The organism is Streptomyces sp. NPDC059909 (genome assembly GCF_042730885.1).
GTDB lineage: Bacteria > Actinomycetota > Actinomycetes > Streptomycetales > Streptomycetaceae > Streptomyces.
This window is the reverse complement of the sequence record NZ_JBHWKX010000095.1, coordinates 1-21,016: the sequence shown is the minus strand read 5'-3', so window position 1 is coordinate 21,016 and position 21,016 is coordinate 1. Positions and strand designations below refer to the sequence as shown.

Annotated in this window: 19 protein-coding genes and 3 pseudogenes; 8 read left to right on the top strand and 14 right to left on the bottom strand. The window is 71.2% G+C overall.

Features of this window, described 5'->3' with window-relative positions:
- The first annotated feature begins 316 nt into the window (after window positions 1-316).
- Window positions 317-1,048 (top strand): NAD-dependent deacetylase, encoded by a 732-nt coding sequence (locus tag ACFV9O_RS35510; protein WP_385425760.1) that lies wholly within the window; start codon window positions 317-319, stop codon window positions 1,046-1,048.
- Window positions 1,049-1,189: 141 nt separating this feature from the next.
- Here ACFV9O_RS35510 and ACFV9O_RS35505 read toward each other — a convergent pair whose 3' ends face one another.
- Both ACFV9O_RS35505 and ACFV9O_RS35500 read right to left on the bottom strand, forming a co-directional pair.
- Window positions 1,190-1,684 (bottom strand): methylated-DNA--[protein]-cysteine S-methyltransferase, encoded by a 495-nt coding sequence (locus tag ACFV9O_RS35505; RefSeq protein WP_385425757.1) that lies wholly within the window; start codon window positions 1,682-1,684, stop codon window positions 1,190-1,192.
- 11 nt (window positions 1,685-1,695) lie between these two features.
- Window positions 1,696-3,177, bottom strand: coding sequence for an AlkA N-terminal domain-containing protein (locus ACFV9O_RS35500; protein ID WP_385425763.1), 1,482 nt, complete (start codon window positions 3,175-3,177; stop codon window positions 1,696-1,698).
- 161 nt (window positions 3,178-3,338) lie between these two features.
- Here ACFV9O_RS35500 and ACFV9O_RS35495 point away from each other — a divergent pair, with 161 nt between their 5' ends.
- Entirely contained in the window at window positions 3,339-3,707 is a 369-nt protein-coding gene (locus tag ACFV9O_RS35495; protein ID WP_385425754.1) for a hypothetical protein, read from the top strand.
- Between the two features lie 33 nt (window positions 3,708-3,740).
- Here ACFV9O_RS35495 and ACFV9O_RS35490 read toward each other — a convergent pair whose 3' ends face one another.
- From ACFV9O_RS35490 to ACFV9O_RS35480, 3 genes are all read right to left on the bottom strand, one after another.
- A complete protein-coding gene (locus ACFV9O_RS35490; RefSeq protein ID WP_385425751.1) occupies window positions 3,741-3,992 on the bottom strand; it encodes a DUF6158 family protein in 252 nt (83 codons plus the stop codon).
- A 113-nt stretch (window positions 3,993-4,105) separates the two neighbouring features.
- A complete protein-coding gene (locus ACFV9O_RS35485; RefSeq protein ID WP_385425748.1) occupies window positions 4,106-4,624 on the bottom strand; it encodes an O-acetyl-ADP-ribose deacetylase in 519 nt (172 codons plus the stop codon).
- 46 nt (window positions 4,625-4,670) lie between these two features.
- Window positions 4,671-6,086, bottom strand: a complete 1,416-nt coding sequence (locus ACFV9O_RS35480) for a phytoene desaturase family protein (RefSeq protein WP_385425745.1) — start codon at window positions 6,084-6,086, stop codon at window positions 4,671-4,673.
- An 86-nt stretch (window positions 6,087-6,172) separates the two neighbouring features.
- On the opposite strand from ACFV9O_RS35480, the gene ACFV9O_RS35475 reads away from it, so the two are divergent.
- Window positions 6,173-6,979, top strand: a complete 807-nt coding sequence (locus ACFV9O_RS35475; protein ID WP_385425742.1) for a nucleotidyltransferase domain-containing protein — start codon at window positions 6,173-6,175, stop codon at window positions 6,977-6,979.
- Window positions 6,980-7,086: 107 nt separating this feature from the next.
- Here ACFV9O_RS35475 and ACFV9O_RS35470 read toward each other — a convergent pair whose 3' ends face one another.
- The 3 genes and pseudogenes from ACFV9O_RS35470 to ACFV9O_RS35460 all read right to left on the bottom strand — a co-directional run bounded on the left by ACFV9O_RS35470 (window position 7,087) and on the right by ACFV9O_RS35460 (window position 10,765).
- Window positions 7,087-7,947, bottom strand: a complete 861-nt coding sequence (locus ACFV9O_RS35470; protein ID WP_385425739.1) for an inositol monophosphatase family protein — start codon at window positions 7,945-7,947, stop codon at window positions 7,087-7,089.
- Between the two features lie 107 nt (window positions 7,948-8,054).
- Window positions 8,055-9,854 carry a gamma-glutamyltransferase family protein gene (locus ACFV9O_RS35465; RefSeq protein ID WP_385425736.1) on the bottom strand — a complete coding sequence of 600 codons (1,800 nt, stop codon included), beginning with the start codon at window positions 9,852-9,854 and terminating at the stop codon, window positions 8,055-8,057.
- A 406-nt stretch (window positions 9,855-10,260) separates the two neighbouring features.
- Window positions 10,261-10,765 (bottom strand): annotated as a pseudogene (locus ACFV9O_RS35460) (Wadjet anti-phage system protein JetD domain-containing protein).
- A gap of 184 nt (window positions 10,766-10,949) precedes the next feature.
- On the opposite strand from ACFV9O_RS35460, the gene ACFV9O_RS35455 reads away from it, so the two are divergent.
- From ACFV9O_RS35455 to ACFV9O_RS35435, 5 genes and pseudogenes are all read left to right on the top strand, one after another.
- The gene (locus ACFV9O_RS35455; protein ID WP_385425733.1) at window positions 10,950-11,354 is read left to right on the top strand and encodes a DUF6153 family protein; all 405 of its coding nucleotides are present in this window, start codon (window positions 10,950-10,952) and stop codon (window positions 11,352-11,354) included.
- Window positions 11,355-11,468: 114 nt separating this feature from the next.
- A complete protein-coding gene (locus ACFV9O_RS35450) occupies window positions 11,469-12,095 on the top strand; it encodes a DUF305 domain-containing protein (RefSeq protein ID WP_385425730.1) in 627 nt (208 codons plus the stop codon).
- Window positions 12,096-12,162: 67 nt separating this feature from the next.
- Window positions 12,163-12,330, top strand: a pseudogene (locus ACFV9O_RS35445) (DUF4396 domain-containing protein); the annotation flags it as partial.
- Between the two features lie 158 nt (window positions 12,331-12,488).
- A complete protein-coding gene (locus ACFV9O_RS35440; RefSeq protein ID WP_385425728.1) occupies window positions 12,489-12,896 on the top strand; it encodes a four-helix bundle copper-binding protein in 408 nt (135 codons plus the stop codon).
- Window positions 12,897-13,013: 117 nt separating this feature from the next.
- A complete protein-coding gene (locus ACFV9O_RS35435; protein ID WP_385425725.1) occupies window positions 13,014-14,252 on the top strand; it encodes a DUF418 domain-containing protein in 1,239 nt (412 codons plus the stop codon).
- A gap of 191 nt (window positions 14,253-14,443) precedes the next feature.
- Here the strand turns inward: ACFV9O_RS35435 and ACFV9O_RS35430 are convergent, their stop codons facing one another.
- From ACFV9O_RS35430 to ACFV9O_RS35405, 6 genes and pseudogenes are all read right to left on the bottom strand, one after another.
- Window positions 14,444-15,340 carry a F510_1955 family glycosylhydrolase gene (locus tag ACFV9O_RS35430; protein WP_385425722.1) on the bottom strand — a complete coding sequence of 299 codons (897 nt, stop codon included), beginning with the start codon at window positions 15,338-15,340 and terminating at the stop codon, window positions 14,444-14,446.
- 110 nt (window positions 15,341-15,450) lie between these two features.
- The gene (locus tag ACFV9O_RS35425; protein WP_385425719.1) at window positions 15,451-16,191 is read right to left on the bottom strand and encodes a hypothetical protein; all 741 of its coding nucleotides are present in this window, start codon (window positions 16,189-16,191) and stop codon (window positions 15,451-15,453) included.
- 1,058 nt (window positions 16,192-17,249) lie between these two features.
- Window positions 17,250-17,696 (bottom strand): cupin domain-containing protein, encoded by a 447-nt coding sequence (locus tag ACFV9O_RS35420; RefSeq protein ID WP_385425716.1) that lies wholly within the window; start codon window positions 17,694-17,696, stop codon window positions 17,250-17,252.
- A gap of 1,155 nt (window positions 17,697-18,851) precedes the next feature.
- Window positions 18,852-19,115 carry a heavy-metal-associated domain-containing protein gene (locus ACFV9O_RS35415; RefSeq protein ID WP_385425713.1) on the bottom strand — a complete coding sequence of 88 codons (264 nt, stop codon included), beginning with the start codon at window positions 19,113-19,115 and terminating at the stop codon, window positions 18,852-18,854.
- On the bottom strand, window positions 19,115-20,281 hold the full coding sequence (locus ACFV9O_RS35410) for a sulfite exporter TauE/SafE family protein (RefSeq protein WP_385425710.1): 1,167 nt from the start codon (window positions 20,279-20,281) through the stop codon (window positions 19,115-19,117). Before ACFV9O_RS35410 ends, ACFV9O_RS35415 begins: the two co-directional genes overlap by 1 nt.
- Window positions 20,282-20,843: 562 nt before the next feature.
- Window positions 20,844-21,016: pseudogene (locus ACFV9O_RS35405) on the bottom strand (IS630 family transposase); the annotation flags it as partial.

Sequence of the window (21,016 nt, the reverse complement as noted above, 5' to 3'; positions counted from 1 at the left end):
CCGTCAATCCACCGCCATCGGGATACCGCATCCTCCCGGCATGGCGCGGACCACGGCAGCCGTCACGGCCCGACGTAACCCGCACCATTAAAGATCTCTAGCGTCGTCGTGTGGCGAACGCAGGGACTGGCCCGACTACCACGGCGGTCTGGGACCGGCCCGTTCGGGTTTTTGATGTCCGAAAGGTACTGCTGGTGGTATCGCTGCCCCGGGCAGAAGTCGTGATTCCCCTGGGGGAGGCCTTGCCACGGTGTTGCCGGACGGGCGTGCCGGATATCCGTTCGCCCCGCGCGGGCAGGCGTCATACTCTCGGCCCATGAACAGGCCACTCGTCGCCATCCTCAGCGGTGCAGGCATCTCCACCGATTCCGGGATCCCTGATTATCGCGGGCCGAACGGGCTGTGGCGGCGGGATCCGGAGGCCGAGAAGCTCGTGACGTACGAGTACTACATGGGCGATCCGGAGATCCGGCGGCGGTCGTGGCAGATGCGGCGCAAGAACCGGACGCTGAAGGCCGAGCCGAACGCCGCCCACCGGGCCGTGGCCGACCTGGAACAGTCCGGCGTGCCCGTGCGAGTGATCACACAGAACGTGGACGGACTGCACCAGCTCGCCGGGATGCCCGCCCGCAAGGTGCTCGAACTCCACGGCACCGCCCGGAGCGTCGTCTGCACGAAGTGCCACGCCCGCGCGCCCATGGAGAACGCTCTCGCCCGGGTCGAGGCCGGGGAGGACGATCCGCCGTGCCTGGAGTGCGGCGGGATCCTGAAGTCGGCGACCGTGATGTTCGGCGAGCGGCTCGACCCCGTGGTACTGGGCGAGGCCGTCGCCATCACCAAGGCCTGCCAGGTGTTCATCGCCGTCGGCAGCAGCCTCCAGGTACAGCCCGCCGCCGGGCTCGCGGGCGTCGCCGCCGACCACGGCGCGCGGCTGATCGTCGTGAACGCCGAGCCGACGCCGTACGACGACCGTGCGGCGGAACTCATCCGCGAGCCGATCGGCACGGCGTTGCCGGCGCTGCTGGACCGGATCGCCGGGGCCGCGTAGCTCCACCGGGGCGCCGGGACCGTGCGGCGGGCCCGCGTGCCCGTCCTCGAACGCCGGACGGCTGCCGTGGTGCCTTGCACGGCACAGTTGACCCGCGTGTCCGTCCTCGAACGCCGCACAGGCTGGACGTGGGGGCGTCAGCTAGAAGAGCGCGTCGTCCGGGGCGCCGCTCTCGAAGGCCAGAAGCCGCTGCTTGCGGTCCAGGCCGCCGCCGTACCCCGTCAGGCTCCCCGTGGAGCCGATCACGCGGTGGCACGGCACGATGATCCCGATCGGGTTCTTTCCGTTCGCGAGGCCGACCGCGCGGGACGCGCCCGGGTTGCCGAGGGCGTCGGCGAGGTCGCCGTAGGTGCGGGTCTCGCCGTACGGGATCAGGCACAGCTGCTCCCAGACGCTGCGCTGGAACGGCGTGCCCGCCAGGTGCAGCGGCAGGTCGAAGTCCGTCAACTCGCCCGCGAAATAGGCGTCGAGCTGGTGGATCACCTCGCCGAACGGGCGCGGGTCGGGCTCGCCGAAGGTCTCGTCGGCGGGGCGGTGGCGCTGCCCGGTCATGTAGAGGCCGCTCAGGACGGAGTCGGTCGCGACGAGGGTGAGCGGGCCGTACGGGCTGTCGACGACGGTGTGGGTTCTGGTCATGGTCCGGGTCCTCAGACGGGCAGGTGGTTGATGGGGTGGTCGCCGGTGGCCCAGAGGTACTGGACGGCGTAGGCACGCCAGGGCCGCCAGGCCGCCGCGCGGGCCGTGAGCGCCGCCGGGGTGGCGGGCAGGCCGAGGTCCGCCGCGGCGCGGCGGATCCCGAGGTCGGTGGGGAGGAAGGCGTCGGGGTCGCCGAGCGCGCGCATCGCGATGACCTCGACGGTCCAGGGGCCGAAGCCGGGCAGCCCGGCGAGCCGCGCGCGGGCCTCGTCCCAGTCGCTGTCGGCGCCGAGCCGCAGGCTGCCGTCGGCGAGGGCGCCGAACAGCGTCGTGAGCGTGGTGCGGCGGCTGCGGGGGAAGGCGAGGGTCTCCGGGTCGAGCCCGGCCAGTGCTTCCGGGGTCGGGAAGAGGTGCGTGAGGCCGCCCTCGGGGTCGTCGACCGGGGTGCCGTGGGCGGTGACGAGCCGGGCCGCGTGGGTGCGGGCCGCCGCGGTGGAGACCTGCTGGCCGAGGACGGCCCGTACCGCGAACTCCGCGGCGTCCACGGTGCGCGGCACCCGCCTGCCCGGTGCCTTGTCGACGAGCGGCGCGAGCAGCGGGTCGGTGCTCAGCTGGTCGTCGATGGCGACGGGATCGGCGTCGAGGTCGAGCATGCGGCGGCAGCGGCTGATGGCGAGGGTGAGGTCGCGGGGGTCGCTGAGGAAGAGCCGGCAGGCGATGTGGTCGGGGCGGGGGGCGAGGGACACGATGCCGTGGCCGTGCGGCAGCGCGAGGGTGCGGCGGTACGCGCCGTCCCGCCACTCCTCCACGCCGGGCACCGCGGTCGCGGCGAGATGCCCGAAGAGGTTGTCGGGATTGAGGGGCGCCCGGAACGGGAGGCGCAGGGCGAGCACACCGGGGGTCCCCGCCGCGGGCTGCGTTCCGCGCCGGGCGGCGGTGCGCGTGCGCAGTTCGCTCGGCGCGAGCGCGAAGACCTCGCGGACGGTGTCGTTGAAGGTGCGGATGGACGAGAAGCCCGCGGCGAAGGCGACCTCGGCCATGGGCAGGTCCGTCGTCTCGATGAGCAGCCGGGCGGTCTGGGCGCGCTGTGCACGGGCAAGGGCGAGCGGTCCGGCCCCAACCTCGGCGAGCAGCTGGCGTTCGATCTGCCGGGCGGAGTAGCCGAGGCGGTCGGCCAGCCCGGGGACCCCTTCGCGGTCGACGACCCCGTCCTGGATGAGCCGCATGGCTCGGGCGACGGTGTCGGCCCGTGCGTTCCACTCGGGCGAGCCGGGGCTGGTATCGGGCCGGCATCGCTTGCACGCCCTGAAGCCGGCCTGCTGACAGGCGGCCGCGCTCGGGTAGAACGTCATGTTCTCGGGCTTGGGCGGTACGACCGGGCAGCTGGGGCGGCAGTAGATCCTGGTCGTCAGGACCGCGGTGAAGAACCAGCCGTCGAAGCGGGCGTCCTTGGACCGGACGGCCCGTACGCAGCGCTCGGCGTCGGTGTGCATGGCGGGATGCATGGCTCAAGGATCGGGCACCGGGACGGCACTCGCTGGCGAAAAAACGACATCAACCTTTCCCTGCCAGTACCGCACCGCGGCCCGGGGAACAACGAGCCCCCGAGGTGCAAGCCCTGGAACCGGCCGCTCGGCCCGCGCGTCGAAGGGCCATGACCGAGACTGCCGGCCGGACGGCCCTCGTACTCGCCCTGACCCTCGTCGCGCTCACGGGCTGCGCCGGGGCCGACGACGACGGCGCGGCCGAGGTCCGGCCCGCGGCGTCCGGGCGGGCGATGCCCTTCGACCTCTACACGCACTGCGGCATCGACGAGGCCCGTATCGGCTCGACGTACTTCGAAGCGGAGACCCCGCTCTCCGACGGCTCGGGGAACCCGCCCGAGGGCTGGGACAACCCCACCCAGCACGGCACGATGACCCTGGTGTCCAAGACGGAAGCAGTGTTCACCGACGACGCGGGGCACGAGGTGACGTTCCGCGCCCGGCCGGGTGCGACCGCCTTCAAGCTCGTCTGCCAGTAGCAGGCAGCGCGCGGGCCCGCCCGGCGGCGCTTCCTACTCCTCGCACTCCTCGGCGGTGCGGGCCCGCGCCCCTGCCCTGGTGCGGCCCGACGACTGGGCGCGCTGCGGATGACGCCGTAGGTACTCGCCCTCCAGTGCCTCCATACGAGCGGTGTGCGTCCTCAGCGCGTCGTCGGAGCCGAAGAGCAGGGTTTCGTGGCGCGTGCGATGGATCGCCTCCAGCTCCTTGAGCAGCAGTCCGTCGTCCAGCTGCTCCGGTGCCACTCCGCGGTCCTTCTCGGTCATGGATCACACCTCCGGGTCGAGGCATCCTGGCGTCGGGTCTCCACTGCCGGAATACCGGAATACCAGTATCGAGGGGACACACACCGGGGCGCGCGGTACGGGTTCCGGTCGGATCAGGCCGCTTGTGCGGCGAACGCCGCGTACGCCCGATCGTCGAAGAGGACGAAGCGGACCTCCTCCACCGAGGTCTCCGCGTCCCGCACCGTCTCGACGGCGATGCGGGCGGCGTCGTCCATGGGCCAGCGATAGACGCCCGTGGAGATGGCCGGGAAGGCGACCGTCCGGGCGTCGAGTTCGTCGGCGACGCGCAGCGACTCGCGGTAACACGAGGCGAGCAGGGCGGAGCGGTCCTCGCTCTCGCTGTGGACGGGGCCCACGGTGTGGACGACATGGCGGGCCGGAAGCTCTCCCGCGGTGGTGGCGACGGCCTGTCCGGTCGGCAGGCCCTTGCCGTAGTGCGAGGCCCGCAGTTTCCGGCACTCCTCGAGGATCTCGGGACCGCCGCGGCGGTGGATCGCGCCGTCGACACCGCCGCCGCCGAGGAGCGAGGAGTTCGCTGCGTTGACGATGACGTCGACGTGCTGCTCGGTGATGTCGCCTTGGACGAACGTGATGGCGGGGCGTGTGCTCATACGCCCATCATCGCGCTGAACGCGTCGAGCCGATCGTGCGTCGCGCTCACCGCCCGCGGAGGTGGCGCCACACCGCCTTCGCGGCGTTGTGCCCGGACATGCCGTGCACGCCCGGTCCCGGCGGGGTCGCCGATGAGCAGAGGAAGACCGCCGGGTGCGGGGTCGAGTACGGGAAGAGGGAGAGCTTGGGGCGCAGCAGCAGCTGGATTCCGCTCGCGGCGCCGCAGGCGATGTCCCCGCCCACGTAGTTGGCGTTGCGCGCGGCCAGTTCGGGCGGGCCGGCCGTCGCGCGGGCGAGCACGCGGTCGCGGAAGCCGGGCGCGAAGCGCTCGATCTGGCGCTCGATCGCGTCGGTGAGGTCGCCCTCCCAGCGGTGGGGGACATGGCCGTACGCCCAGAAGACGTGCTTGCCCTCGGGGGCGCGGGAGGGGTCGACGAGGCTGGGCTGGGCGGTGATCAGGAACGGCGTCCCGGGAGCGCGGCCGCCGGAGGCCTGGCGGAGTGCCGCGCCGATCTCGCGGCTGCTGGGGCCGATCTGGACGGTGCCGGCGCGGCGGGGCTCCTCGGCTGTCCAGGGGACGGGGCCGTCCAGGGCGTAGTCGATCTTGAAGACGCCGGCCCCGTACCGGTAGCCGTCGTACGCACGGCCCAGGCCCGCGATCCGGGCGAGGGCGGTCGGGGAGGTGTCGAAGACATAGGCGCGGGCGGGCGGCAGATCGTCGAGGCGCTTGATCTCGGTGCCGGTGTGGATCGTGCCGCCCAGGTCCCGTACGTACGCGGCGAGGGCGTCGGAGATCGACTGCGAGCCGCCGCGGGGCAGCGGCCAGCCGCCGGCGTGCGCGGCGAGCGCGAAGACGAGTCCGACGGCTCCGGTGCCGAGACCGCTCAGCGGGGCGATGACATGGGCGACGAGCCCCGCGAACAGGGCGCGGGCGCGGTCGTCGCGGAAGCGGCGGAGCAGCCAGGTGGACGGCGGCAGGCCGACGAGACCGAAGCGGGCGAGGGTGACGGGGTCGCGGGGCAGCGCGGTGAGGGGCAGGGACATGAAGTCCCGTGCGAGGGTGTCCCACTTCCCGAGGTACGGGGCGACGAGGCGGCGGTACGCCCCGGCGTCACGGGGCCCGAAGGAGGCGGCGGTCTCCGCGACCGAGCGGGACAGCACGGCGGCGGTGCCGTCGTCGAAGGGGTGGGCCATGGGGAGCGGGGGGTGCAGCCATTCCAGCCCGTACCGCGCGAGCGGCATGGCCTTGAAGGCGGGCGAGCCCACGCCCAGGGGGTGGACGGCGGAGCAGGGGTCGTGGCGGAAGCCGGGGAGGGTGAGCTCCTCGGTCCTGGCGCCGCCGCCGACGGTGTCCAGGGCCTCGAACACGGCGACCGAGAAGCCCCGGCGGGCCAATTCGGCAGCTGCGGTCAACCCGTTGGGCCCCGCCCCCACGACGACGGCATCGAGCATCGACGGCACCTTCGGACTCCTTTGTCAGCCGATGGCCAAGGGACCCAGGATATTCGCCGTCACGGACAACGCCGTCGGGGGTAGCGTCCGTTGCCATGAACGACCTGATCGAGGCGATGGCAGCGGGGCTCCTGGGGGTACGGGGCGTGCGCGCCGTCGCACTCGGCGGCAGTCGGGCGCGCGGGGCGCACCGGCCGGACTCCGACTGGGATCTGGGTGTCTACTACCGGGGCTCGTTGGACGTGGCGGGGCTGGCTTCGCTGGCCGCCGGGCTGACCGGCTCCCCGGTGGAGGTGGCGGGTCCGGGCGGCTGGGGCCCGTGGGTCAACGGCGGCGCGTGGCTGTCCGTGGACGGGGGCCAGGTGGACTGGATCCTCCGCGACCTGGACCGGGTGGAACGCGTGTGGGCGGACTGCGGCGCGGGGCGCTACGAGGTGGGTGTCCAGGCCGGCCACCCCCTGGGCTTCTGGTCCCCCGCGTACGCCGGTGAGGTCGCCCTGTGCCGGGTCCTCGCCGACCCGTCGGGCGAGCTGGCCGACCTGCGGGCGCGGACGGCGACGTACCCGGATCCGCTGCGGAAGGCGCTGGTCGAGGCGGCGTGGGAGGCGGATTTCTCGGTGGCGGCCGCGGCGAAGTCCGTGGGCGCCGGGGTGGAGCCCGGGGACGCCCTGCACGCCTCGCTGTGCCTGTCCCGCGCCTTCGGCGTCCTCACACAGTCCCTGCACGCACACCACCGCAGATGGCTCCTCAACGAGAAGGGCGCCCTCGCGGCCGCGGCCTCCCTCCCCTCCGCCCCGCCGGACTTCGCCTCCCGCGTGACGGCGCTGCTGCGCACCCTGAACGCGGATGCGGTCGCCGCGGCGGCGGACCTGGTCCGCGAGACAAGGGCGAGCCTGGTCTGAGCCGCCCCGGGCCCGGCCCGCCGGGCACCCCCACCCGCGGGTCACCCCGGCCCCGTCGGCGCAGGGGCGTCGGCCCCGAGGAGCCGTCCGTCGCCCCGCCCCGCGGGCTACGCGGGGCGGGCCGCGCGCAGGAGGTCGTGGAGCGTGCGGGCCGTCGGCTCGTCGCGGGCCGCGGTGAAGGGAAGGGCATTGGCGCCCGTGATACGGAAGGGCTCGCCCGTGAGGGTCAGGTCGGTGCCGCCCGCCTCGTGGACGAGGAGAAGGCCCGCCGCGTGGTCCCAGGCGTTCTCCCAGGAGAAGGCGACCGCGTCCAGCTCGCCGCGGGCGACCGCGAGGTACTCCAGGCCGGCGGAGCCGCAGGGGCGGCCGTGGATGCCGTCGGTGTGGAGGGCGAGGAGGGCCTGCTTCTCCTCGGGGGTGGTGAAGTCCGGGTGGGACATGGCCACTTCGAGCACCGCTCCGGGTGCGGGAGAGCCCGACCGTATCGGCACCCCGTACAGGCGCGCCCCGTGCCCGCGGACCGCGACGGCCATCTCGTCCAGCGCGGGGGCGTACGTCCAGGACGCGAGCACCTCACCGTGGCGAGCGAGCGCGACGAGCGTGCAGAAACCGGGGTCGCCGTGGACGAACTGACGCGTGCCGTCGACCGGGTCGACGATCCACACCGGCGCGTCGCCGCGCAGCGCGTCGTACACCGCGGGGTCGGCGTGGACCGCCTCCTCGCCCACCACCACGGAGCCCGGGAGCAGCGCCGTGAGCGACGCGGTCAGGTGCTCCTCCGCGCTGCGGTCGGCGACCGTCACCAGGTCGTGCGGGCCGTTCTTCTCGACGATCTCGTGCGCGGCGAGCTGCCGGAAGCGCGGCATGATCTCGGCGGCGGCCGCTTTGCGGACCGCCTCCTCGACCAGGGCAAGGGTGCCGGACTCCCAGGGGTTCCCTGTGGTCCCGGACAGAAACTCTTCGGTCATGCGTCCAGCAAAGCACGCCGGACCGACATCCCCGCCGACGCCCGGTGACCGGCCGATGGACACCGGACCGACTCCTGGCCACCCCGAGGTGAACGCCAGGTGTCCGTTCAGCGGCCTACCGCATAACCCTGCATGCCACGGGCGTTCGCCGCCGCCGACAGCACGCCCGTCTCCGGGTCCCGGGCCACCGCGCACAGCCGGCCCTCCGACCATGCACCGCCCACCGTGACGTCGTGGCCGCGCTGCCGCAGCGCCGCCACGACCCCCGGGTCCATCCGGGATTCGACGGTCACGGATCCCGGTCGCATCCCGCGCGGGTGGAAGGAGCCGGGGAAGCTGTCGTTGTGCCAGTTCGGGGCGTCGATCGCCCCTTGCAGGTCCAGCCCGCCCCTTACGCGTTCCCGTACGGCGACGGCCAGGAAGAAGTGCACCTGCCACTGGTCCTGCTGGTCGCCGCCCGGCGTGCCGAACGCCATCACCGGCACCCCGTCCCGCAGCGCCAGCGACGGCGTCAGTGTGGTCCTGGGGCGCCGCCCCGGCGTGAGCGAGTTCGGCAGGCCCGGATCGAGCCACGCCATCTGCAGCCGCGTGCCCAACGGAAAGCCCAGCTCCGGCACGACCGGATTGGACTGGAGCCAGCCACCGCTCGGCGTGGCCGCGACCATGTTTCCCCACCGGTCGACCACGTCGACGTGGCAGGTGTCGCCCCGGGTGCCGCCGTCCTGGGCCACGGTCGGCTCGCCCGCCCCCGCGCCCGCCATGCCCGTCGCGTCGAAGCCCGGCTCCCCCGCCGCGACGGCGAGCGCGTGCGCGCTGAGCACGGGCACCCGTCCCCCGGGGTGTCCCGGGCGCAGCTCGTACGAGGCCTTCTCGCCGATCAGTGCCCTCCGCTGCGCGTTGTACGGCTCCGACAGCAGCTCCTCGACGGGCACCTCGGCGGCGTCGCCGTACCAGGCCTCCCGGTCGGCCATGGCCAGCTTGCAGCCCTCGACGAGGAGATGGACGTACTCGGCGGAGCCGTAGGCGGGCAGCTCCGGCGGCAGCAGCGCCAACTGCTGCAGGAACGCCGGGCCCTGGCTCCAGCCGCCCGCCTTGCACAGCGTCCAGCCGCGCCAGTCGTACGTCACCGGCGGCTCGTACGTCGCCGACCAGCCCGCCAGATCGGCCCTCGTGAGCGTGCCGGTGTGCCGGGTGCCGCTGGTGTCCATCGTCGGGACGCCCGACTGCCGTACGAGCGCGTCGGCGATGAAGCCTTCGCGCCAGACCGCCCGTGCCCGCTCGATCTGCTCGGTCCGCTCCCCGTCACCCGCCTCCTCGACGAGGCGCCGCCAGGTCGCGGCCAGCGCCGGGTTGCGCAGCAGTTCGCCCGGGCGCGGCGCCCTGCCGCCCGGCAGGTACACCTCGGCTGACGAGGTCCACTCGGTCTCGAAGAGTGCGCGTACGGTCTCGACGGTCTCCCCCACCCGTTCGACCGGCGCGTGCCCGTCCTCGGCGTACCCGATGGCGTACTTCAGCACCTCGCGAAGCGACTTGGTGCCGTGGTCGCGCAGCAGCACCATCCATGCGTCGAACGCGCCGGGTACGGCCGCGGCCAACGGCCCGGTCCCGGGGACGAGATCGAGGCCGAGCGCCCGGTAGTGCTCGATCGTGGCGCCCGCGGGGGCCGGGCCCTGCCCGCACAGCACCCGCACCTCGCCGCCCGCGGGAGCGAGGATGATCGGGACCTCGCCCGCGGGGCCGTTGAGGTGCGGCTCCACGACGTGCAGGACGAAGCCCGCGGCGACGGCGGCGTCGAAGGCGTTCCCCCCGTCCTCCAGGACGGCCATCGCGGACTGCGAGGCCGACCAGTGGGTGGAGGACACCATGCCGAAGGTGCCACTCAGGGTGGGGCGAGTCGTGAACTGCATGTCTGGCCTCGGTGTTTGTGTACGTCGGTCGGCCTATCCAACAGCAAAATGGGCCGCGGGGGAGTATCTGGGGAGAACGAGTGCGAGACCATCTCCTCCACGTAGCCCCGTTGCCTCCTCCGCCCGGGTCAGGCTGCCGACGTCGGCCGCTGCCGCACGCAGAGTAGATGCGCGCCACCGGCCGACGCCAGCCTTCTCAAAAGGCCGAATGGACCCCCAGGTAAGCAGCAGAACTGCCTGACGCACGGGCCACCTCCACGAAGTCGACCCTGCGTTCATCACCTACTCGCAATGTGAACCGCTCCGGGTTCGGTGGAGATGTACCGAACCCGGAGCGGATCAGAGTCCTGTTGCTGGGGCTTGCAGACAGACCCACTCAGTCGCCGTCGGTGGGCATGTCAGTTGGTCACTGCGGCTCTTGGCGTAGGTCATTGAGGGCTTCTTCGAGCAGGTGGTAGCGCACGCGTTCCTGCTCCAGACGCACGTTCTGACCAAACTCGCCTTCCACGAGGCTTTCGTAGAGATCGGCTTCTTCCAGTGTGAGCGTGCCGAGTTGCGGGTGGGGTGGGCGAGTCTTCCTTCACCCACTGGTTGCGGTGTTCCAGTAGAACGTTCCTGGTCATCAGGATGGACTGGGTGTGGGGGAATACGCGGCGCAGTCGGTCGAGGATGGTGAACCCATGGGTGTCCAGGTCGCCCCAGTAGACAAGGCGTACGTCGTGCAGCCAGGACAGGGTGGACAGCTGAGAGACGGCGTAGCCGCTGCCGTGGATCACGGTGCTATGGGGCTGGTTCGGGAAGGCCAGGTAGGTGGTTTCGTTCTCGATGACGTAGACGGTCGTGATGCCGGACGGTGGAGAGACGAATTCATCAGCGCGGACCGTGAGTTCGCTGAAGCTCCGACGCAGCAACGTCAGGACACCGGATCCCTCTATGAGGCCCGCGAGAGCGCCGACCCCTTCACCTGATGCGGTTGTTCGGTCTCAGCGACGGCGCCGCCGTGCGCTACATCGCCGCGGCTCACCCGGAGCGCACGGCGAGGCTGCCCCGGTAGGCGAACCGGCGCCTTATGCGGGCGCCCGTACGATAGGCGTCATGACAAGCAGCACCGGATCGAGCAGCCGCCCTGCCGGGCGGTTGTTTGTGCTGCTGGTGATGGCGGTCCTGGCTGGCGTGCTGGGCATGCACGCCTTGGGTCCCGGCGGTGCGCAGTCAGCGCGGCCGGGCGCCGGTCACGACATGGTGATGGCCCACCACACCGCTGACGTTCCGCAGGTGAGCGCGGGATGCTCGCACACCGATGGCGGCTCGGATCACCTTGATCATGCGGATGGGATGTGCGCGGCGGCTGGGATCGCCTCTGCGTACGCGCCGCCGGCGCTGACCAGCGCCGTGCCAGACGCAGCCTCCGGTGCTGCTGTGGCGGCATGGGGTCCGACGTCGGCCGAGAGCGGCCGCGCGCCGCCTGACCTTTCTGAGCTGCAACTTCTGCGGATCTAGAGCGGCCCGTACGGCACCTGCTTGTCCTGAAGCTCCGGTGCCGCGCTTTCGCACGCCCTCATTTCCGTTGAACCCGCGCGGCCTGTCGTGGCTGCGCGTGAAGGAGTTGCACCTATGAACAGCAAGCGTTTCCTCGTCCGCGGTACCGCCGCCGTGGCTGCCGCAGGTGTCACGGCACTCGTCCTGGCCGCCTGCGGCGGGAACGGCGACAGCTCGGCCGGGCACGACGGCCACACCACGAAGTCCCCGTCCGCCTCGGCGCCGGCTGCCCAGGGGCAGCACAACGCTGCCGACCTCGCCTTCGCCAAGGGGATGATCCCGCACCACCGCCAGGCCGTGGAGATGGCTGACCTCGCGCCCAGCCGGGCCGAGTCCGCGGAGGTGAAGAAGCTGACCGCGGCCATCAAGGACGCTCAGGATCCGGAGATCCAGACGATGTCCGGCTGGCTGACCTCCTGGGGCGAGGAGGTTCCCGCCGAGGGCGCCATGGACCACTCCATGCACGGCACGGGCGGGATGATGACGGCCGAGGAGATGGACCAGCTCAAGAACTCCTCGGGCAAGGCGTTCGACACCGCCTTCATGAAGATGATGATCAAGCATCACGAAGGTGCCGTGGCTATGGCCAAGACCGAGCAGGCCGAGGGTGCCTACGAGCCGGCCAAGAAGATGGCCGGAGAGATCATCACCTCTCAGACCGCCGAGATCACGCAGATGAATAAGCTGCTCGGCGCGAACTGACCGGACCGCCCAACAGGGGCGGGCGCCGCTGGCGCCCGCCCCTTGGCCTGCCCGCCTGCCCTGTCTGCTGGGACCTGCAGCCCACGATGCGCGCCGCCCGCGCCTGTTGTCGGACGGGCTGTTCTGGTCGGCTCTGCTGGGTGGGTTCGCGGTCGCCCTCCTGATCACCACGCCGGTGAACAAGTGGATGATCGGTCGCGGCAAGGGCCACGCCGTCGTCCACGCCTACCACTGACACTGCTGCACTCGGCGCGCGCCCGGGCGACTCTGAGAACACAGAGGCCCGGACGCGTTTGCCTCGCCCCACGGTGGCTATGGGCCCAGTTCCGGGGGTCGAAGAGGTGCGGCCACCCCGGCCCGCCGGCCTCCGGCAATGAAGGGAGGCAGTTGGTGATGACCACAGTCAAGGACATGCTCGCCACCTACCCGGCGGACCTCGGCGACGTCGACCGCGACAAGCTCACCCGCTGCATCGAGCAATGCCTCGCCTGCGCCCAGGCGTGTACCGCGTGTGCGGACGCCTGCCTGTCAGAGGGCATGGTGGGTGATCTGACCAAGTGCATCCGTACCGACATGGACTGCGCCGACATCTGCACCGCTACCGCGGCCGTCCTGTCCCGCCACACCGGTTACGACGCCAACATCACCCGCGCGATCCTCCAGGCGTGCGCGACCGCTTGCAAAGCCTGCGGCGACGAATGCTCCTCGCACGCGGACATGCACGAGCACTGCCGCCTGTGCGCCGAGGCATGCCGCTCCTGCGAACAGGCTTGCAACGAATTGCTCCAGGCGCTGGGCTGAGCCGTGCCCGGTACTTGATCGCATCGGGCGGCGAGGACGGCGACCAGTCAGTCGGCGGGGATCGGTCCGGACACCTGCCGGGTGGTTGAAGGCGGCGTCGTCCCCAAGTCTTGGCATATGACGCGTGGCATCTGCTTGGCTTCGCCGTCCGCAGCAGGACCCGCGGCCGGTGGAGGCCGCCCACCGTCACATACGCCGTCAACAGGCCGGCTGATCGGTCTCGACCTGGCCCGCGGCCTGGCCATCTTCGGTATGTTCGCGGCCCACGTCGGACCCGAACCGTCGGAGGGCGGCCCGCTGGGCTGGGTCATGGAGGTGGCGCGTGGCCGACCCGCTGCCTTGTTCGCCGTCCTCGCCGGGTTCTCGCTGATCATTCTCACCGGCCGGCCGCATCCGCGGACCGGGCGGGCGGGGCGGCAGGCCGTTGTCAGGGTGCTGATCCGCTCCGCCGTCCTGGTCGTCGTGGGATACGCACTGACCTCTTTGGGCACCGACGTCGATGTCATCCTGGCCTGTTACGGGCTGCTCTTCGTCCTCGCGCTTCCGCTGTACCGGCTGCGGGCCGCCACGCTGGCCCTCGTCGCCGCAGCGGCCTCGCTCGTGATGCCGCCGGTCGTGTATCTGCTTCGGGCTGCGGTGGGGGGCGGAAGCTGGGCCGATGCCGTGATCGCCTGGGATCCGCTGGCCCAGGTCACCGCCTCGGACGGACTCCTCGAGCTATTCATCAGCGGCGCCTACCCGGTGCTGACCTGGCTGCCGTTCATCTTCGCCGGCATGGCGGTGGCCAAGCTCGACCTCAAGCGACCTGGCGTCCCCGCCAAGCTCGCCTTGTTCGGCGGCGCGCTGGCCGTGATCGGCTACGGAGGCTCATGGCTGGCCCTGCATCTGGTTCCTGGCGCGCAGGCCGCCGTGAACGCGGCCACGGACACCACGTCGGCGGCATCGGCCTGGTGGTCCGACGCTGTGGGGGAAGAGCCCGCCCCAGGCGTTTCTGCCTGGCTGCTGGTGGCTGCGCCGCACAGCCAGACGACGTGGTCGATCCTGGGCAACACCGGCGTTGCCCTCGTGGTCGTGGCCGTCTGCCTGATTGCGATGGACCGGTCGGCGCCCCTGCGAGGGCTTGCCGCGCCCGTCATCGCCGTCGGCTCCATGTCCTTGACCGCGTACGTCGGCCACATCGTCGCCATCAAGGCGCTGAGCGTCGGTGATCTGCCGGACTCGGCCCTGCTACCGGCCCTCCTCGGCTTCATCGCAGCCGCCATGCTGCTGGCCTTGGCCTGGCGCCAGCTCTTCCGCCGTGGGCCGCTGGAATCCCTCCTGCATGCCATCACCCTGCCGACCCGCCCAACCGCATGACCGGCGGCGGACGACCAGTCGTCGCCCAGGGCTGCCGCGGCGACATCCGGGCGCCGATGCCTTGCCGTGGCCGCCCTTCGTCTGCGCGCCTTTCGAGCAGCGCGGCTTCCACTCCGGCTTCGGACGTCGGGTGCGAGTTCGGCGGGTGGGACATCGCCCCGCAGGTCGCCGGCCTCGGCCAGCAGCGTGGATCAGTGGCCGTCTCCGGCGGCGACGTCGAGCCGCTTGGTGAAGCTCTTGCCTCCGTCCCGGGACTCGTAGACGCCGTTCTGGGTGGCAGCAAGGATGTGCTCAGCGTCGACCGCTGTGAGCGCCTGGGCCTGTCCGCCGGGCACCGTGCCCGTCTTCTGCCAGGTAGTGCCCCCGTCGGTGCTCCGGCTGAGGCGGCCTGAGTCATCGATTCCGTACAGCGCACCGGGCGACCACGAAAGGAAGGCCATCACCGGCTGCGTGCCCGTGGCGAAGGTTCTGCCGCCGTCGGTGCTCTTCGCGATCCCGTCGGCGGTGGTGGCCATTACGGTGTCCGCGTCCTCGGGGCTGACCGCGATGTCCAGTGCCTGGAGTTGGGCTCGGTCGTCCCAGGCGGCTCCGTCCTTGCTGGCGCGCAGCAGGGCGTTGGTGCTGTCGTAGCCGTAGATCGTGCCGTGGGCGTAGTCGAGGGCGTGAAAGTCCACCTCGCCGCCGAGCGAGCGGGTCTTCCAGGTCTTGCCGCCGTCGGTGCTCTCGATCAGCCCGCGGTTGGCGGGGCCGCCAGTCCCCGGGGCAGGGTGGCCGCTGGCCAGGAACGTGTTGGCATTGGCCACGGTGAAGCCCATGAAGTCGTCCTTGCTGGTACCGACCCGCACGGCCGTGCCGTCCTTGCCCGGGGTGAAGATCCCGTCGTGGGTGGCGACGTACAACTGCTGGTCGGCCGGGTCGATGCCGAGGCCGTGCACATGCCGGATCGGAGTGTGCGAGGTTTCCTCGGCGTCGTGGGACGTTCCGGGGGCGTCGGCGTGAGTGCCCGTGTCGGAGTCCGTGGAGCAGCCGGCCATCGCCAGCGTGATCACTGCGGCGGCTCCGATAAGGGATGTGCGTGTCTTGTTCATTGTTTCCTTGTCCTGCCGAGGGGATACAGATTGCCGTTCCGGGCCCTGGCGTGGAAGGCCCGGAAAAGTGCGGGGCGCGGAGTGCATGCCGCGCGGATGAGCGGGATCTGTCAGTGGCTGTGGCCATCGCCGTGGCCGGCTGTCTCTTCGGTTTCACCGCCGTCCTCCGGTGACCCACCCGGCGCCGGTGCACGCGTTGCGGCGGGCGTGGTCTGCGGCTCCGGTTTGCGCTGTTCCGGCTCCTCCGCACTGCCATGGCTGTGTCCCCCACCCTCCGCGGGCTCGCCCATGGAGGCCGCAACCTGCCGCAGGCCGAAGAAGGCGACTACCGCGGTGAGGAGAACCGTCAGCCCCACCAGGCTGAACAGGCGCCGCCACGGGGTGTCGGGATCCTTGATGCTGTAGGCGATGAACGACACGACCAGCCCCAGGGGGACCAGCACGGCTGCGCGGGCCGGGAAGTCGGCGAAGTGCTGCAGACCGCCGCTGAGCATGCCGATGCCGAAAGAGAGCGCAAGCGAAGCGCCGATCACGACAAGCACGCGCGCCAGACCTGGCCGGTCGCGGGTGAGGACGAACTCGTTGAGGACCGTGGCGGCCAGGAAGATCAGGGTCCCGTAGAGGGCGATCCGGGTGTAGCGGGCGGGGTCGAGCGGGTGGTGCACGATCGCCCCGCTGATCAGGCCGGCGCCGACGAAGTAGCCGACGTATCCCAGGTAGCGGGCCGGCAGGGACGTCTGCCGGGCACGGCGGGCCCGTGCTTTGCGCAGCGCCGCCCGCCCGCCCTCGGGGGCTGCGGTCGGCGGCGCGGGGATCGGCCTGTCGATGAGTTGGTGCGAGGACAAGGACATGGCTCCTTGGCGGTGGGCGGCATGGCAGTGCCATGGCATGACGAAGGCTGCGAAGCTCGCTGATGTGCACGGGTCCGGCTGCAGCAGGGCAGCGCGGCGCACGGAACATCCGACGCCAGGGATGGCCGAAGCGGCGCACCCCGGCAGCGGACGGCGCCGGTGGCTCTAGATCCGCTGGACGACTGAACCCGCTGAGCTGCGAGGCGGGGGAAGGGCGGACTCGCTCAGGATCGCCCCGGACTTCCCTTCCACGAACAGCCGACAGCTCGACGTGCCGTCGAGAGGCGTCAGGGCCGGTGCCGACAAGCCGGGGCCCTGCTGGGGCTGCCCGGACACGCACTCGCCGGCCGGGTGGGAATCGTGTTCCTCGTCGTGATGGCCGGGCGGTGTGTGCCGGTCGGGCTCTTCGGCCGCGTGGCCAGGCACGGAATGCGCTGCGGGCACGGCGGCGACGGAGGTCAGGTGACTTGCAGCTGTCTCGGCGCTTGCGCCATGCGTGTACAGGAAGCCGAACAGCAGGGCAGCCATCCACAGCATGCGCCAGGCCCCCGCCGACAAGCGGGCCCGGGGCTTGTTGCATGAGGACCAGGCCGTGACCATGCCGAGAGCCTAACGGTAGGCCGCGGCGGTCTCGCGCCCCCCTCCCGAGAAGGAACCGGCTCGCCTCTGGCCTGCTGGCTTCACCGCCCGCGCCGGGAGGGACGGCACTCAGCTCGCCCGCCCACGCTCGTGCTGGATCTGGGGCGGTGCCCGCGGTGCAGACCAAGGACAACCCGGACCGACCAGATCAACGCCACCACAGCCCGGGCCCCGGATGCGGGCTCGGGTTCCGCCATATCGGATTCGCGGGTCAGTAATCCGGTCGCCTGACGGCGACACCCTGCGTGCGTGAAAATCGGTGTGTGGTCGTCCGGCGGACGTCGTGCCGCCGCACCGGCCGGGCCAGGCAGACCTGACGCCTGGTCAGCCAGCTCAACCAACTCGGCTACCAAGCGACCCTCCAAGCAGAAGGAGCTGCCTGACCAGCGGCTACGGACGCGGGAGGGGGGATTTTCGAATCAGGCTGGGGAGGGACGCGGGGCGCGCAGGTGCGCCCGTTCCTTCAGCTCCTCCTCTTCGACCAACGTGAGCATCGGCTGACCCGGCGCGCACACCATGGTCACCACGAACTTGGTCGATGCGTCCGACAGGGCGTTGCCGTCCTGGTAGTGGATAACGTCACCGCCCGGCTCCCAGAACGTCCCACCGGCCTCGACCACACGCTCCGGCTCACCCTCGAGTTCGAACCGGAGCGCGCCCTCCATCACGTAGCCGAACGACGGGCCCGAGTGGCGATGCGGAGGGAGCCCAGGGTGACCGGGAGGCCAATCGACGAGGATCGTCATTCCCGAACCACCTTCGGGAAAGAAGGGCGGAGTGACCTCCTGCAGCAACTTGACTTCGGGCGGCAACGAGACCTCGTGCCCCTCGGCAGGGGACGCGTGCACTGGGTTCTGATCTGACATGGAGACACCTCCGTAAGCCTGCCTGGAATGGACCGACTTGCGTCGGCGACCAATTCCTGGACCGGTGTACCGACGGCTCGCTCGGTGGTGACCGTGCTCGTCAATTCCGGGCTCACACAAGTTGCTTTGCAACGGAGACAAGAGACAGCCAGCCGGCATCCTCACGCCGCGCGACTTCTGCCCCTGCAGAGATAGCACTCAGACCATGGTGGCTCCTTGTCGACCGGACCCGCAACGCCGAGCGGTGTCGATGCAGGTCCATCCCCATCCACCCCACTGCAGACCGCTGTACGGGCCGCAGGCCGAATCACGCACCGGTGGCGAAGTGGAATAGTGAATTACGGAGCCGGTTCGCCCGCACCGCGCACGCATGCGTGGCCACCCCTGCAGGGAGGGACATGCTCTCCGTGCTGTACGCAGCAGGCGCGCACACCGAGAACGGGGGCGGGTGGGAGCTGCCCACGACCGAAACGCTGGTCGCCGTGCTCCTGGTCGCTCTCGCCACGGTGGTGGGCGCCTGGCTGGCGCGGCGCGGATCCGGTCGTTCGGCCATGCTGTTCGCCGCCGCTTCCGGGATTTTGCTGATCATCGCCGTTCTCCATCTTCTGCCCGACGCGTGGGACGAGGCGCACGAGGCTGGTGTGCCGTTGTGGGCGGTGCCGGTCACCGCGCTCGCCTCGTGCGCGGTCATGGGCGCCGTGGTCCGCATCGGCTGCCCGTGCGACCCCGGCCGCGCCAGTGGAATCGGCGCGGCATCCGGGCTCGCCCTGCACCGGTTCCTGGAGGGGGCGACTCTGGCACTGACCGCCTCGTTCGCCGTGGTGGTGGCGCTGCTGGTGCACGCCGCGAGCGAGGGCCTGGCGCTGGCCGCCCTGCTGGGGGCGCAACCGCGCCGGCGGGTGGCCCCGTGGATCGGGCTGGCCTGCCTGAGCCCGGTAGCGGGCGCCTTCGTGACGAGTGCGCTGCCCATCCCGAACGGCCTCATGCCACTGCTGCTGGCATTCGTCGCCGGTGTGCTCGCGCAAGGCTCGTGGGTGGCCCTCAGGCTCGCCCATCAGCAAGGATCGGGCATGCGGCCGTCCTCACCGTCGTCCGGCTCTTGCGCACGCCGCGACCTGCCCGGCCGGAGCGTGTTCCGGCCGGGCCGCGTCGAGGTCAGTCAGCCGGACGAGCCGTGTAGTCACCGGCCTGCTCCACCGCCGCGACGAGCATGGCGGCGTCCACGACGGCGCCCTCCTCCAGGAGGATCGTGGTGCGCCCGGCCTTCACGTCGGTACGGGAGGAGCGGACCCCGGGGATGTCCTCCAGCTCGTCGTCGATGAGCAGGCCGCAGCTGGTGCAGTGCATGCCCTCGACGTGGAGCACCAGCTCCGGACCGGTGTCGGCTTCGGTGTTGTTCCTACGGCTGAAGAGCTTCACTACAGGGCCTTCTTGAAGTCGATGGTGCCGGTCTGCATGCCCATGGCGCAGGAGAAGCGGAGCGTGCCGGGCTTACGCATTCCGAGGTCGATGGTGGTGTCGCCGTCCCGTTTGACGATCTCCTGGACGCCGAGCTCGGGGATGGTGAACGCACGGGCGCAGCCGCCGGAGTCCTTGCCGTGCAGAACCAGCGTGGTCGGCACCCCGGCCTTCGCGGTGAACTGGGTGGGGACGTAGAAGTCCGTCACGGTCAGCGTGATCACCTGCTTGCCGGAGGCGTCGATACGCACCGGGGCCGGGACATCCGCCTCCGTCGTCCCGTCATTGCCGCCGGAACCGGCGCTGCCCGAGCTGCTTCCTTCGCCGCCCTCGACGATGAACGGCCCACTCGCCACAGGCTGCTTGTCGGGTGCGTTGGACGAGACCCAGCCGCCGGCCTGCAGCGCGGAGGCCATCGTCCAGACCGCGACAGTCAGCACGACCACCCCGGTGAGCGCGGCCAGCCGGCCGGACAGCACCTGGCTGCTGCGGCGGAAGAGGTAGCCGAGCACGGCGAACAGCGGCGCCGTACCGATCACGAAACCGGCCATCACCGCGGCCCCCGCCCACGGGGACCCGGAGGTGATGGCCAGCAGCTCCATCGACAGGGTGACCCCGCACGGCACCAGCACGGTGGCGAAACCGATCACGGCCGGGGTGGCGGCCGAGTCGGTCCTGGTACTGCGCCGCATCAACCGTCCGAACGATGCCGGAGGACGCGGCACCAGCCGCCCCACCCACCTGACGTCGAACAGGTCCAGCGCGAACAGCACCATCAGCACCCCGGCGGCCAGCAGCAGCACCGCCTGCAGGCGAGGGCTGGGCTGCAGCGCATCACCAAAGACGCCCAGCAGTGCGCCGAGCAGGGCATGCGAGAGCAGCTTCCCGGCCAGGAACGCCCCGACCGGCGCCAGCGGCGTGGCAGCTCGTGCCACCGGAGGCGTGGAGACGGGGCGGGACTGACGGGGCTGCTTCGCGGAGGCCGGTTTCGTGGAGGACGGGGCGGGGGTACGGCGGCGGGTCACCGCCCCGGCCAGCAGGCCCCCCTGAACGGCTGCGCACGAGGCACCACCGGCCAGCAGACCGGTACCGGCACCGGTGATCAGCAAAGCAACGGACGACGGCATGCGTCGGAACTCCTGTTCTGCGACGACGGCACGCACACAGGAATGCGGCTACGGGCGTGCCGAGGCGGACGTGAGGAACGCGGCGTCCCGCAAGGCGGCCTGAAGGGCAGCCTCACGGGCAGCGAGCCGTCACGTCCGCGACACGCACAACCGGTGCAGATCAGGAGGAGCCACCGCCGGAGGCGGGGCATTGGGCCGCGCAGCCAGCTGAGCAGGGGAACATGCCATCGCGCGCGGCATGACCGCGGGCGCCTGGCCCGACGAGCCGTCCTGGACGAGCGTCGCCTCCGGCGCCGCACACTGCTTCTCAGCCGCCGGGCAGCGCGGACTGTGATCCACCGACGACATCGCAGCGACATCGGCACGCTCTGTGTGGCCGCTGGAAGCAGCGTGCGACGCCATCTCCACCGGCGCCGCCATCCCCATCGGCATACCCACGGGCGTGGTCATCGCCATCGCGGGACGCGCAAGCCCCGACAGGCACAAGAACATCGCGCACACCAACAGCGCCCCGGACCATGTCCGAAGTGGCAGCAGTACGCGTCGCGACATGCGCGACATGCTAGTGTCCTGAGTCTTTGATTCGGTTCAGATATCCGGTGAGGCGTTCGAAGATCTCGTCAGCGGTCTTCGTCCAGAGGAAGGGCCTGGGGTTGTCGTTCCAGTCGGCGATCCAGGCCCGGATGTCTTTCTCCAGGGCTTGGACGTTCCTGTGGACGCCACGCCGTATCTGCT